The organism is Paenibacillus sp. NPDC101420 (assembly GCF_050277435.1).
GTDB lineage: Bacteria > Bacillota > Bacilli > Paenibacillales > Paenibacillaceae > Paenibacillus_AQ.
Genome location: NZ_JBNNSE010000001.1, coordinates 85,951 through 100,124, shown reverse-complemented (window position 1 = coordinate 100,124; position 14,174 = coordinate 85,951). Strand labels below are relative to the sequence as shown.

Below are 14,174 nucleotides of genomic sequence, written 5' to 3'. Positions count from 1 at the left end.
CCCAAGTTGTCGATTAACGACAGTCTGGGACGTTTTTTGTTCCATTCTATTCTATCAACAGGAAGAGGATAGAAATGCGGTGGAAAGTTTAATAACGTCCCGTTTGGATGTGTCGATGATTGCATTAAAATAAAAGCGACACAAAAGGGGATGGTGAAATCATGGCAAAAATAACAGGAGTAGAATGCATCCGTACCAGACATGATGGAAGTTGGACGATTGTGAAAGTAACGACGGATCAGGATGGATTATATGGGATTGGTTCCGCATCAGATTTGTATAATCCTGAGGCTGTAGTTCAAGTTGTTGAACAACTGCTTGCACCACTTCTAAAGGGGCGTGATCCGGCGAACATTGAAGACCTCTGGCATCTTATGCATATGAGTGGATATTGGAGAAACGGTGCGATTCTAAACACGGCTATCGGTGGTATTGATATGGCCTTGTGGGATATCAAAGGCAAAAAAGCGAACCTGCCAGTCTATCAGCTTCTGGGAGGTGCCTGTCGTTCGGCGGTCCCTTGTTATGGCCATGCTGGTGGCGCTGATATCACAGAGCTCAAGGAAGATGTCTATAAATTCATAGAGGAAGGTTACACAGTGATTCGTGTCCAGATGGGAGGATACGGCGGTGGTGGGTTTGTCAGCGGGAAGGAAGCGAAGCTTCCTGTCCATCCTTGGAGCAGTGGTCCTGTATTTGACGAGCATGCTTATCTGAATGCCATTCCTGACATGTTCGAGAAGCTTCGTGTGGAATTTGGATCCGGCGTTCAGTTCACTCATGATGTTCATGAGCACCTCTCGCCTATACATGCGATTCAACTCTCAAAACGCTTAGAGCCTTACAGTCTTTTCTACTTAGAGGATGCAATAGCACCAGAGCAGATTGGTTGGTACCGCCAGCTTCGGCAACAGAGCGCAACACCGCAGGCTGTGGGTGAGTTATTTGTGAACCCGCAGGAATGGACAGGGCTTATGCAGGAGAAACTGATTGATTTTATTAGGGTACGAGTTTCTAAGGCAGGGGGCATCAGTGCCTGTCGTAAAATAGCCGCATTGGGTGAAATCTACGGTGTCCGCACGGCTTGGCAAGAAGGAGGAGAAAATGATCCAGTGAACCAGGCAGCTGCAGTTCATCTAGATATGGCACTCTGGAACTTCGGCATCCAGGAAATTAATCATTTCAAGCAGGAAGAATTAGAAGCTTTTCCAGGACATATCGTCAGACAAGGTGGGTACCTGTACCCCTCTGACAAACCGGGATTAGGTATTGATATCGATGAAGTGCAGGCTAAATCTCTTCTCAGAGAACAATGGAGTTCTAGTCAATATCACCGACCTTATCCTCTGGACCGCAAAGCAGACGGAACATTGGTGCGCCCTTAGATTACAGTACTAAAATAAACGCAGATCAAGGAGGTATAATGAAATGAACACTATTGCCGTTACTGGTGGTGGGGGCAAACTTGGCTCTCAAGTAATCGGGATGCTCCAAGAGCAGAAATATGATGTTGTGTCGTTAGATAATCATCTGTCTGATCGAATTCATTGCAAGCAGATTAAAGTCGATCTGAATGATTTCGGGCAAGTGGTGGGATCGCTTGAAGGCGTAGATGCTATCATACATTTAGCTGCAATACCTGCTCCGATTCATTATCCACATTCTTATATTTATGCGAACAATACAGTGGCTGGTTTTCATGTACTGGAAGCGGCTTCTCTCTTGGGTATTCGTAAAGTGATAATGGGCTCAAGTGAGTCTTCCTACGGATTTGCTTGGGCTCCACAACCCTTTTCACCGCATTATTTTCCGGTAGACGAAGACCATCCACAGCTACCGCAAGAATGTTATGGACTCTCCAAAGTCGTCAACGAGCTGACTGCTGAAATGTTTCACCGGAGAAACGGTATGCAGGTGACATCCCTACGTTTCTCTATGATTACTCGTCCTGGAGATTATCGACATCTTGCGATAGCAAAACCGGAGACGTTCAAACCTATTTTATGGAGTTATATTGATATTCGGGATGCAGTGACGGCTTGTATTGCCGCTCTTCAAGCTGAACTTAATGGAGCCATCCACCTGAACATCACTGGAGATGATACATTAAGTGACCGAACAACAGAAGAACTGCTGAAGAGCTTTTACTCTGAAGTAGGAGACTTGCGTAAGACATTCCAAGATAGAGAGGCTATTGTCAGTAATGTTCTGGCGAAAAAGCTCCTGTCTTGGCAACCTAAATACTCATGGTCAAATACAGAAGTAGAATAGCAACCTATTAAAAAAGCATACTTCAGGAGGTCTTATCATGTCTAACAACAATCAAGATATAATTGTCGAATCAAAAAAGAGAACATCTTTGAATCCTGTAATTACATCCATCTATACGGCTGACCCATCAGCTCATGTCTGGAGTGATGGTAAGATATATATTTACGCTTCCCATGATATGGATCCAGCCAGAGGCTGTGATCTTATGGACAGATACCACGTGTTTTCCTCTCAAGATATGGTGAATTGGGTGGATGAAGGTGAAATTCTTAGTTCGGACGATGTCGCTTGGGGCAGACCTGAAGGCGGTTTCATGTGGGCTCCAGACTGTGCGTACAAGAATGGAACCTACTATTTCTATTATCCTCATCCGAGTGACTCGAATTGGAATGATTCGTGGAAAATTGGGGTAGCGACAAGTAAGAAGCCAGCAAGTGATTTTACCGATCAGGGATATATTCCAGGGCTTGGTGGATTCGCTTTGATCGATCCATGTGTGTTAGTGGACGAAGATGATCGCGCTTATATGTATTACGGTGGAGGGAGTACATGTCTTGGCGGGGAACTGAATGAAGATATGGTGTCTCTGAAGAACGGGATGACTGAAATGGAGGGACTAGAAGATTTCCATGAAGCAGCCTGGGTATTCAAAAGAAACGGTCTTTACTACTTTACCTATGCGGATAACTTAGAAGACAATAATCGAATGAGATACGCAACCAGTGAGAATCCGCTTGGTCCGTGGATGTACAGAGGGATCTTTCTAGAGCCGACAGGCTGTTCAACAACTCATGGTTCTGTGGTGGAGTTCAAAGACCAATGGTATTTGTTCTATCATAATCAGGCCATTTCTGGAGAAGGCAATCTGCGTAGCGTGTGTATCGATTACCTAGAGTTCAAAGAAGACGGTACGATCAAGCCGGTTATTCAGACAAAAGAGGGCGTCTCATCGATTGGAGCTGCACTGGAAGTAAGTCCTAATCTTAAGACATATCCGGCTGCGGATTGTATGGTTTTTGGAGGAGCAGAAATACAGAGTCTAGAATCAGGTCAACAGGTGGTGAATCACTTACAAATAGAGGGTTCCTACGTTCTTTTCAATAATGTAGAGGGAGGAGAGGGCGGCAGAGCTTCCATTGAACTTCATTATGCTACGAGTGAACGTCTGGCAAAAGTGAATTTATACGTCAATGATAAGGATTACTCGCTCCTTAATGCCCTCTCCACTGGTGGAGCTCAACAATTTAGTGGCCGTACGAATATTACCGTCAATGTATTGCCGGGTGCTATTAATACGCTGAGAATCACGGGCGGTCATGGTGAAATTAGTATTATACAAATGACGATTAGCCCACTTGTGGATTGAAATGTACGCTATTTTTTAAAATAAATTACTATTAAAAGTCAAAGGTTGATCTCACATCTTTCTTGAGGTCAACCTTTGTTATTGTTATTCAAATTTCGAGACGAAAGAACGACTGGAATAAGCAATAATGCAACGAAGCCTCCACCAAGTGATAAAAGGGCGTAACTGGAATTTGCTAAAATCATACCAGATAAAGCTCTACCAGATGCTCCTGCCAACGCGATCAAGACATCTACTGATTACTGTGGCTCCAATAATAACGCCCTTTTTGTTGAAAGAAGCTGTATTTCCTGTTGAATGATCAGGATGACTTGGAGTGGAGCTTAGTGCCTCTGCAAGAGCTTTTGCAACAACGAGCGGATCTGATCTAAGTAAAGCTAGAAGGATTAAAGCAGCGACAATGTATGCTGCAGCAGCTAGAATGAACGGTCCTGCAAGAGCCGGGACACCAATAGATTCAGCGAACTTCCCCATTACAATAACTAAGTTTGGCCCAGCAACAGCACCAAATGTAGTTGAAACCAACGCGATGCTAATCGCTGTTGCTCGTTGAGTGGGGGCCGCCAGATCTGTACCCGCATAACGTGTCTGCAAATTAGTTGCTGTGCCTGCTCCATAGATAAGCAATGAGAACATTAAAAGTAGAATATTATTAGTTAAAGCAGAAATTACGACTCCGATTGCTCCTAATCCGCCTATTAAGAAGCCAGTAGCAAGACCACTACGCCTTCCGAATCTTTGAGATAGATGTCCTACAAATAATGCTGCCCCAGCAGATCCTAGTGTAAATAGTGCAGCAGCAAGACCTGCTCCTCCAAAAATTTGCGAAATGATGACAATAATTAGTGTTTTCCGATATAATTGGCGTTGTTTTTCTGGAGAAACGAGGTAACTTTATAACCATTCAGCCTGATTGCTAATACTTGTAGAATCACTAACTTTCGTCGACATTAGATTTTCGGCCTTACTAGCAACACTTCTTAATGTTCTTGCTTTTGTTTTTAATTCGACTGCCTCCACGGACATTAAACAGCAAGGTCCTCTACAATAAGCGACTACATCATAATTTGAGGGTAAGGAAGCAAGCTTCTCTTCTAATTCTTCAATAGGAATAGATATAGCCCCTGGAATATGTGCCACATCATATTCTTCCTTCGGTCTTACATCCAACAGCAAAACTATTCGTAATTAAATTAGTGAAGGGTCCAAACTAAAATTATTATATTAATAAAGTTAATTATTATATATATTCCAGTTTTCCAATGTACTATAATGATATAGATGCATTGTTAGCATGTTATTAAAGGAATGAAGATTTCAAGAAACAACCTATAGAATTGAACAACAGGAGGAAATAAGTTGAGCACACAGAATGTGGGAATTCCATTAGAAGGTTTTGCAGAATTTAGCCGGACAGTAGCCGCTGAAGGTGCGGTGCTGGTGAAGAATGATAATCAGGTACTTCCGCTTGGCGAAGGCGATAATGTTGCGATTTTTGGCAGATCCCAAGTGAATTATTATCGCAGTGGTACAGGTTCCGGCGGTAGTGTCCATGTTACTTATACGACCAATTTATTGGATGGTCTTCGCACTAAGAAGAACTTTACAGTTAACGAAGAGCTGGCTGCTGTCTATGAAAAGTGGATTGAACAGAATCCATTTGATAATGGTGGAGGCGCATGGGCTGCAGAACCTTGGCATCAGAAGGAAATGTCTTTGAGCAATGAATTGGTTTCCGAAGCTAGAAACAAATCGAATAAAGCCATTCTTGTAATTGGACGCACGGCAGGGGAAGATCAGGATAATGCTGATGCACCGGGCAGCTACCAATTGACAAATGATGAACAGGCAATGCTGAAGCAGGTAACTACATATTTTGAGCAAACAATCGTTGTCCTGAATGTCTCCAACATTATTGATATGAACTGGATGAACGATGAAAGCTATAAATATCCAATTTCAACTGTGATTTATTCATGGCAGGGTGGTATGGAAGGCGGAAATGCGATTGCAGATGTGCTGTCTGGAGAGGTAACTCCAAGTGGTAAACTGACGGATACAATCGCTTATTCCATCAATGATTACCCATCAACACAGAATTACGGCAATGAATTTACGAACTTGTATCAGGAAGATATCTATGTAGGATATCGTTATTTCGAGACATTTTGCCCAGATAAGGTTCAATTTGAATTTGGTTATGGTTTATCTTATACAACTTTTAGTATCGAGCCAGAAGAAGCCAAGTTGATTACCAAAGAAGGCGAGTCTTTCATTGAAATCGGCGTAACCGTTACCAATACAGGAACTTCCTTTGCTGGTAAAGAGGTTGTTCAGGTCTATTATGAAGCTCCGCAAGGTAAGCTTGGTAAACCAGCTAAAGCTCTGGTGTCATTCGGTAAGACGAAAGTTCTTGAACCGGGTGAAGCACAGCGCCTTACCGTGAGTTTCTCAGCTCATTCTATGGCTTCTTATGATGACGCAGGCGTAACAGGACATGCTTCTGCCTATGTTCTCGAAGAAGGAACGTACCGCTTGTATGTGGGAACTAGTGTTAAACAAGTGGTGGCAGTCGGTGTTGAGGGTAATGAAGGCTATGTCGTTGAAGCTCTTCAAGTTGTGGAGCAATTGCAAGAAGCGCTCGCGCCTACAGAAAGCTTTACGAGAATGATGCCAGGTGCTCAGAAGGCGGACGGTTCGTACGAGATTGTTTATGTTGAAGTTCCTAAACGTAAAATTTCGTTGGCTGAGCGAATTGAAACTAATCTTCCAGAGACGATCTCACAAACAGGTAATAAAGGATATAAATTAAGAGACGTATATGAACAGAAGGTTAGCATGGAAGCCTTCATTGCACAGCTCAGTGATGAGGATTTGGCTGCAATTGTACGTGGTGAAGGGATGAGCAGTCCTTTAGTTACACCGGGCACAGCTTCTGCATTTGGAGGCGTAAGTGACAGTTTATTTAATCTCGGAATTCCAGTGGCTTGTACAGCTGATGGTCCTTCAGGGATTCGTATGGACAGCGGAGCAAAGGCGACTCAAGTTGCTATCGGAACGCTTCTTGCAGCTACTTGGAATGCGGATTTGGTAGAAGAGCTTTATGTTATGGAAGGGCAAGAGTTGTTAAGAAATAACGTGGATTCCTTGCTTGGACCTGGCCTTAATATCCGACGCAGTCCGCTTAATGGACGTAACTTTGAGTATTTTTCAGAAGATCCTTTGATCTCTGGGGTGTTTGCTGCTGCATGTACTCGCGGTATCTTGAAAGGCGGCTCAACCGCTACGATGAAGCATTTCGCTTGTAACAATCAGGAGAAACATCGTAGTAAAGTAAACGCCGTGGTGTCTGAACGTGCACTTCGTGAGATTTATTTGAAAGGTTTTGAAATCTCCGTGAAGCAGGGCGGTTCGAATTCTATAATGACCTCCTACAATCCAGTTAATGGACACTGGGCGGCTTCGAATTATGATTTGAACACCACGATTCTTCGTGGAGAGTGGGGCTTTAAAGGCATTGTAATGACTGACTGGTGGGCGATCATGAATGATGTAGTTAATGGTGGACCAGCAGATCGGAAATTTACAAATTTCATGGTTCGTGCACAAAACGACCTCTACATGGTTGTACCTAACTATGGTTCAGAAATTAACGGATGGAATGATAACACCATTGAGTCGTTGGAAAATGGCACGTTAACCCGTGGAGAGCTCCAACGTTCTGCCATAAACATTTGTGAGTTTATCATGAATGCACCTGTATTCTCGAGAAAACAGGAAATTGTAGAAACTGTAGAGTTCTTTAAAGCTAATCCTTCACTTACTGAAGAACAAGCTCAATCCTTATCACAGAATCCACAGGTTAAACCTGTCGTAGAAGGATCGACTAGCTTTAAAGTGGAGCAGGCTGGTCAGTACCGTATCCTGGTGCATATCATGTCAACGGAACCTGAGCTGGCTCAAAGTGCGTGCAATGTATCAGTGAATGATCAATTGATGACAACCATTCAAACAAATGGTACTGAAGGTCAGTGGATCAGACAAAAGCTTGTGAAAGTTGAACTCGAAGCAGGTCTTTATGATATGAAATTGGAGTTCATCAAACCAGGTTTGCAGATCGATTGGATTGAATTCAATAAAATCGACTAGGTGTCATGCGTTAATGTTAGATAGATAGTAAATATAGTTCATTTCTAAAAACCGCGATATATTTCGCGGTTTTTTTGTTGTACTTATTGTTGCGGGGGTTCATATATTTCATTTCCACTGCTCCACATGAGTATGTAGGAGTGATTTCGACTCCTTTATTGGATACTAAAATATGAGGAAATTGACCGGTACACCAACTATGGTGTGTCGGGCTTTTTGCAGATTATATACTTTACAAATACTTGTCTGCATGTACTTGTGTTTGTTCGAATAAGTTAGAAAGTAGGGCCAGGACAAACCATAGGTGGAGATGCGTAGAAATGGGGATGCGTAAACAAAGCTTTATTCGTGGCACGTTCATTTTAACCGTGTCGTCATTTTTTACAAAAGGGCTTGGATTTTTGAATGGCGTTTTGCTGGCACGTTTCTTAGGAGCCGAGGGGGTAGGGCTGCTTATGATTGCTCATCCACTGCTACCCTTGTTTATTACGTTGACAGAGCTGGGGCTTCCTGTTGCGATTTCAAAGCTTGTCTCAGAAGCTGAAGTTAAGCAGGATGAAGCGCGAGTAAAGCGAATTCTCACAGTATCCTTAAGTATTACGGGTACGTTGAGTATTATACTAACTTTAGTGGCTCTATTTGGCTCCAAATGGATCGCGTCGGTTTTTTTAGCCGATCAGCGGGCGTATTATGCTATGGTCGCTATTACGCCGATCATTCCAATTATCGCGATGTCAGCTGTATTGAAAGGTTATTTTCGTGGAAAACAGAATATGAACCCGCTGGCCTTTTCCGATATTATTGAGAATTTGGCGCAAATCATTGTCATTATCGGTGTTGTCAACGTTTTGCTGCCTTATGGGATTGCTTATGCAGCTGCGGGCGCTATGGCGGCTTCCGTGATCGGCGAAGGTTTTGGTTTGCTCTATTTGTTTGCTGTCTTCAAATGGGCAAATCGAGGGAAGATCAAAACCACCCCACCGCCTAGTTCAAGTTTTTCACCTAAAGGAGACAGTACGTTGAAAGATCTGCTGCGCATCGGCTTACCGATGACAGGCAGCGGATTTATTCATTCTCTCTATCATGCGTTTCTCCCATTGCTGATTACGAAAAGTCTAGTCCTGTTTGGTGTGGGGGTTGAGATGGCGACTAAGCAATTCGGACTTTTAGCGGGATATGCTCTCCCCATGTTGTTTCTCCCCAGCTTCTTCACTCAATCGTTGTCCACTGCATTAATTCCGGCGATCAGCGAAGCGAGTGTAAGCAATAATAGCAAGCTTATGCATAGTCGGATGGATATGGCTATGCGATCCGCGCTTATTGTTGGTCTTCCATGTACAATCATCCTGTACTTATGGGCTGTACCATTAACTACTTTGATCTATCATTCGCCAGAAGCGGGCGAGCTGCTAAGGTTGATTGCCCCCTTATTTTTCCTTTATTATTTTGGAGCACCACTGCAAGCGATTCTGCTTGGTTTGGGGAAAGCATCAACCGTCATGTGGAACCATATTCTTACGAATATCTTTGAAGTGATTGCGATCTTTGTTCTCGGTTCTAATATTGGCATCGAAGGGGTTGCTATAGGGTTCGGACTGGGGCTTTTGCTGCTGACGCTGCTGAATTTTATGTCTGTGGCAGGAACGATCGGATTTTATTTTGACTTTCGCATTGTATTCAAGGTGGGTGCGGGAGGAATTATCATGACAATTTGCGGGATGACGGCTCATGGTATTCTGCAACGAATGGACCTGGGGCAGATCATTGAACTGTCCGGAGCGCTAATCGTTTCATTGATCACCTATGCTGCAACATTGCAGGTAACTCATGCTTGGGAACGGTCACCGAAACCGCCGACGATTACGCCTGTTTCTTGAAAGGGGATATTTCGGTGTCGTGCTCCAAAAAGTAAATCGAATATTGATGTAACCCTCTGTGTAACAGTATGGAGGCGGATGAAGGTAACGGACAAAAGTATTCAACCCCCGGTTCATAACATCAGAGCAACGATTCTCCAATAACGGATGATCGCTGCTCTGATGTTTTTTACGAATTTTGTTTGAACTGATGAATACATACAGGAGCGGGCTATTGGAAAGGGGAGCTAGATCCAAAAGAGGACTACATAAAGTCGCGATCTAGCTTTTATGAGACACTTTAGAAGTGAAGCAGGACTACGCTAGTTATTACCTAGTATTATCTTTGACCGTATTTTTTTCTAAAATGACTCAGTGTAAGTAACGGCCAGATATAGCGATAACTATGATAATTGGAATAGAAATTACCGGGGAGACCAGCACCAGTTGGATAAGAAGTTTTCCAATCCTCTTCATGAATAGACATGATTAATCTTTCAATCCCTTTTTCCACCGCTGCTGTTGATTTCGGCTGAATGGTGATGATTGCGTCAAGCGCCCATGCGGTTTGGGAAGGCGTACTTTCGCCAAATGGTACATACTTCAATAGCCGATCACTATGACAAGATTCCCCCCAACCCCCATCCGAGTTCTGTATGCTTAGGAGCCAATTCGCTCCTTTTTGCAATGTTTCATGTTCCAGTGGCAGGCCAACGGCCTGCAATCCTGTTAAGGCAGCCCAAGTCCCATAGATGTAACAAACGCCCCATCTTCCGTACCATGAGCCATCCTTCTCCTGATGCTGAATCAGCCATTTCACACCTCGCCCGATGAATTCGTTTCGCGTATCAAGGTCGGCAAAGTTCCCGAGATACTCCAAGGTGCGCCCGGTTAGATCTGCCTCCGAGGGATCAATAGCAGCAGATTTAGCCCCATCGATTGCGAGCCAAGTGAGCATTTCTTTATTGGTGTTTTTTTCAAAAGCTGGCCAGCCACCGTCTTTATTCTGCATCGATAGGACCCAGTTCAGTCCACGATTCCATGACTCTAGATAGGATGGCTGAGTTATTGATAAACTTCGAATGGCTCGTAAAGCAGCGGTCGTATCATCCACATCCGGATTAATCGTATTAGATTCTGAGAAACCCCATCCCCCCGGAGTCGTATCCGGATTATGAATACTCCAATCAGCAGTTTTATGCTGTTGTCTGGTCAGCAGATACGAAGTAGCACGTTGAATCGCGAGATGATGATCGGGAATTTGTGCCTCCTGTAAAGCATAAGCGATTAGAGCCGTGTCCCATATCGTAGACGGAGAGTTTTGAATTGTTGTTTTACTTTCAGAACGGCATTGCATCGCGGTAAGCCCATTTATGGCATTCGTAATCAGAGGATGCTGCTGGTCATAGTCCAGAGCCAGAAGGGCATAGACCATAAGAATTGTACTAGTTGCGTAACTGTATAGAGTCCCGTCGGATTCAATCCGCTGGAGAATAAACTGTTCTGCTTTGGTTCGGGCAACTTCGTGAATGTAGCGAGGGCTTCCAAGAAGTCTGCTTAGGCCAGTTTGAATAACGTCCTGCAGCTCATGATATCCACGGGAAGCTGGTTCAGCATCTTCAATGCGTGTGTCTATGAGATCAGATAGATCAGGAGCATTCGCTGTTGAGATCGAGAAACGTCGATCGGCCATAATAAGCATAGGCGTGAGATGCACTCTTGAGTAGCCAGAGAACTCAAAATAGTTAATAGGAAAATAAGACGGGAACAACAGAACTTCTAGGGGAATCGAAGAGATCGATAAAGGCCATTTGCTCTGTCCAGTAGCTGCGAGAATGACTCTGGTTAGGATGCTAGTTACTTTTCCAATTCCTCCTTTGGATTGAATATAATGCTTTGCGCGCAATATCGGCTCATCTGTCACCTTACTGTACCCAGAATAGAGAAGGGCGTAGTAGGCTTCAACCGAGGTGGATAAGTTACCATCTTTTTCATCTCTATACAATTGCCAGAATCCAGCGGATTGCTGCTCAGCAAGAATGCGATCATGTAGCTGTCGAATCAGGGCTTCATTCTGTACGTTCAAAATCCGAAAGAGAATGATGACATAGGCATCGATAACGATTCCATTCTCAAAACAAAAGTGCCAAGATCCATCTTGCTGCTGTTGATCAATCAGGAATGCCGTTAAACGCTCGATCTCATTATCTACTGTGCTCAGTATAGGATTCATTCCCTAGGTACCTCCGAGGTCCTTCATTTTTAGTATTATATGATGGATGAGAGGTTGAAATGAAAAAGGACTGTAAAGTTGCTTTATGCAACCTCACAGCCCTTGATAATATTTAGCTAATCAATCGGTTAATTTTCAATCACGATACGGTTCAGCTTAAGATTTACCGGGGCAGCAATCGTGTCACCCACAGGGCATTTGCTTTCTAAAAATTGTACGAATGCTTCGACCTTCTCGGCAGGGGATGGGGTCTTTATGTAGAATGTATAGCGAATATCTGAATAGCCGGGACGGACTTCAGAACGATTAAAAAATCCATCGAGGTCCAGATCACCTTCCACGTCTACTCTGAAATCTTCAAGCTCTACCTCAAATTTGGAAGCATAAACTCGAGCCACAATAGATTGGCAGGCCCCTAAAGAAGCAAGCAAAGCTTCAACAGGATTCATTCCTGTATCCGTACCCCCAAGATTTTGTGGTTCATCGATGACGAGCTCGAATTGTCTTGCTTTTGTAATGACTTTAACCCCATCTTGTAAATGGGCAGTTGCTTTGAAAGTTTGAACATTTGGCATTTGTCTACACTCCTTCTTCTGGACAACCCAATTATGATTAGATGTTTCGAATTTTATGTAATTCATAGTATTTTTCTAGGAATTGTTTAGATTATAGTTCTATTCTTTGTACCTTGTCAATACTTGATTTGTTTTATTGGAGGTAGATAATGTGTCGTTGAAATGACGTTTACGTGAATATGAAAATTGACTTCACAACTATCTCTATTATGTCGATAAATATATAGATTGTTTGGTATTTATATACACTGGAGGGATATTATGAACTATTCAGAACTAGGAAAACAATTTATAGGTGGGGAATGGAGAGAAGGGAAGAGTAGTAAAACACTGACAGACATCAATCCATATAATGATGATGTAATCCATACTTTTCAAATTGCCAGCGTTGCTGACATTGACGATGCTTATCAAGCAGCTTATAAAGCAAAGCTGGAATGGGATAAGGTTAACCCGTATATTAAACGTGACATCCTTGAGAACGCTGTTAAATATATTGAAGCGAATGAGGAAGAAATTACATCCATTATTGTTAAGGAACTGGGTGGAACGAGGCTGAAGGCAGCATTTGAGATTGGTCTTGTAAAAAATATGGTAAAAGAAGCGGCAACGTTCCCACTTAGAATGGAGGGTAAGATCCTGCCTTCTACAGAGGATGGTAAGGAGAATCGGCTGTACCGCATCCCTGCAGGCGTGGTTGGGGTGATTAGTCCTTTTAACTTTCCTTTCTTCTTGTCTATGAAGTCGGTTGCTCCTGCGCTGGGTGCTGGAAATGGTGTGGTACTTAAACCACACGAGGATTCACCCATTACGGGTGGAACTCTGATCGGCAAAATTTTTGAAGAAGCAGGTGTACCGAAGGGGCTATTAAATGTTGTAGTGACGGATATAAAGGAGATTGGCGACGCGTTCGTCGAGCATCCGATTCCGAGAATCATTTCCTTCACGGGTTCGACTAAGGTTGGAAGCTATATAGGTCAACTGGCAATCAAGAACTTCAAAAAACCGTTACTTGAGCTTGGCGGCAATAGCGCGTTCATTATCATGGAAGATGCGGATCTCGACTACGCAGTACAAGCTGCGACATTCAGCAGATTCACACATCAAGGTCAGATTTGTATGTCTGCCAACAGAATCATTGTACATAAGACGATCTATCAGGATTTTGTAAATAAATTCAAAGAGAAGGTATCTACACTTACAACAGGTGATCCGAGTGATCCACAGACCATCATTGGACCAGTCATCAACCACCGCCAAGCAGAGACACTGGAAAAGTTAATTGCTAAGGGCATAGAACAAGGCGCTGTTCCTCTGTTGCATGGTAAGATTACCGGCCGAATGGTAGAGCCTACTATCCTTATTAATGTTAAAACGGATATGGCTGTTGCACAAGAGGAGCTGTTCGGACCAGTTGTATGTATCATTCCGTTCGAAACGGATGAGGAAGCTATTGAAATTGCCAACGATACGCGTTTTGGGCTAAGCGGAGCAATTCATACCTCCAATCTTGAGCGTGGTGTAGAAATGGCTAAGAAGGTCCACACTGGAATGGTTCATGTGAATGATGTCACGATTAACGATGAGCCGATTGTAGCTTTCGGAGGAGAGAAACAGTCCGGTATAGGCCGTTTAAATGGGAAATGGAGCTTGGATGAATTTACAACGATGAAATGGATTTCAGTTAATTATGGACAAAGAAAACTCCCTTATTAAGGGTTTGG

General features: G+C 43.3%; 8 protein-coding genes and 2 pseudogenes. 6 read left to right on the top strand and 4 right to left on the bottom strand.

Features of this window, described 5'->3' with window-relative positions:
- The first annotated feature begins 161 nt into the window (after positions 1-161).
- From ACQKMP_RS00320 to ACQKMP_RS00310, 3 genes are read left to right on the top strand one after another with little or no spacing between them, the layout of a single operon-like run.
- Positions 162-1,385, top strand: coding sequence for an enolase C-terminal domain-like protein (locus ACQKMP_RS00320; protein ID WP_427468606.1), 1,224 nt, complete (start codon positions 162-164; stop codon positions 1,383-1,385).
- Positions 1,386-1,428: 43 nt separating this feature from the next.
- Positions 1,429-2,271: an NAD-dependent epimerase/dehydratase family protein gene (locus ACQKMP_RS00315; RefSeq protein ID WP_427468605.1), complete on the top strand. Its 843-nt coding sequence runs from the start codon at positions 1,429-1,431 to the stop codon at positions 2,269-2,271.
- A gap of 37 nt (positions 2,272-2,308) precedes the next feature.
- Positions 2,309-3,637, top strand: coding sequence for a family 43 glycosylhydrolase (locus tag ACQKMP_RS00310; RefSeq protein WP_427468604.1), 1,329 nt, complete (start codon positions 2,309-2,311; stop codon positions 3,635-3,637).
- A gap of 68 nt (positions 3,638-3,705) precedes the next feature.
- Here ACQKMP_RS00310 and ACQKMP_RS00305 read toward each other — a convergent pair.
- Both ACQKMP_RS00305 and ACQKMP_RS00300 read right to left on the bottom strand, forming a co-directional pair.
- Positions 3,706-4,525 (bottom strand): annotated as a pseudogene (locus tag ACQKMP_RS00305) (MFS transporter); the annotation flags it as partial.
- A 6-nt stretch (positions 4,526-4,531) separates the two neighbouring features.
- Positions 4,532-4,816: pseudogene (locus tag ACQKMP_RS00300) on the bottom strand (rhodanese-like domain-containing protein); the annotation flags it as partial.
- Between the two features lie 180 nt (positions 4,817-4,996).
- Here ACQKMP_RS00300 and ACQKMP_RS00295 point away from each other — a divergent pair.
- The gene (locus tag ACQKMP_RS00295) at positions 4,997-7,786 is read left to right on the top strand and encodes a glycoside hydrolase family 3 C-terminal domain-containing protein (protein ID WP_427468603.1); all 2,790 of its coding nucleotides are present in this window, start codon (positions 4,997-4,999) and stop codon (positions 7,784-7,786) included.
- 320 nt (positions 7,787-8,106) lie between these two features.
- Positions 8,107-9,663 carry a stage V sporulation protein B gene (gene spoVB / locus ACQKMP_RS00290; RefSeq protein ID WP_427468602.1) on the top strand — a complete coding sequence of 519 codons (1,557 nt, stop codon included), beginning with the start codon at positions 8,107-8,109 and terminating at the stop codon, positions 9,661-9,663.
- Between the two features lie 319 nt (positions 9,664-9,982).
- On the opposite strand, the gene shc is transcribed toward spoVB, so the two are convergent.
- Complete coding sequence (gene shc, locus ACQKMP_RS00285) at positions 9,983-11,875, bottom strand: squalene--hopene cyclase (protein ID WP_427468601.1); 1,893 nt, start codon at positions 11,873-11,875, stop codon at positions 9,983-9,985.
- A 128-nt stretch (positions 11,876-12,003) separates the two neighbouring features.
- Positions 12,004-12,450, bottom strand: coding sequence for an OsmC family protein (locus ACQKMP_RS00280; protein ID WP_042188137.1), 447 nt, complete (start codon positions 12,448-12,450; stop codon positions 12,004-12,006).
- A 258-nt stretch (positions 12,451-12,708) separates the two neighbouring features.
- Here ACQKMP_RS00280 and ACQKMP_RS00275 point away from each other — a divergent pair, with 258 nt between their 5' ends.
- Positions 12,709-14,166 (top strand): aldehyde dehydrogenase family protein, encoded by a 1,458-nt coding sequence (locus ACQKMP_RS00275; protein ID WP_341126758.1) that lies wholly within the window; start codon positions 12,709-12,711, stop codon positions 14,164-14,166.
- Positions 14,167-14,174: the final 8 nt, after the last annotated feature.

Coding starts and splice junctions, on each gene's coding strand:
- ACQKMP_RS00320 (WP_427468606.1), top strand. CDS start 162: ATGGCAAAAATAACAGGAGTAGAATGCATCCGTACCAGACATGATGGA.
- ACQKMP_RS00315 (WP_427468605.1), top strand. CDS start 1,429: ATGAACACTATTGCCGTTACTGGTGGTGGGGGCAAACTTGGCTCTCAA.
- ACQKMP_RS00310 (WP_427468604.1), top strand. CDS start 2,309: ATGTCTAACAACAATCAAGATATAATTGTCGAATCAAAAAAGAGAACA.
- spoVB (WP_427468602.1), top strand. CDS start 8,107: ATGGGGATGCGTAAACAAAGCTTTATTCGTGGCACGTTCATTTTAACC.
- shc (WP_427468601.1), bottom strand. CDS start 11,875: ATGAATCCTATACTGAGCACAGTAGATAATGAGATCGAGCGTTTAACG.
- ACQKMP_RS00280 (WP_042188137.1), bottom strand. CDS start 12,450: ATGCCAAATGTTCAAACTTTCAAAGCAACTGCCCATTTACAAGATGGG.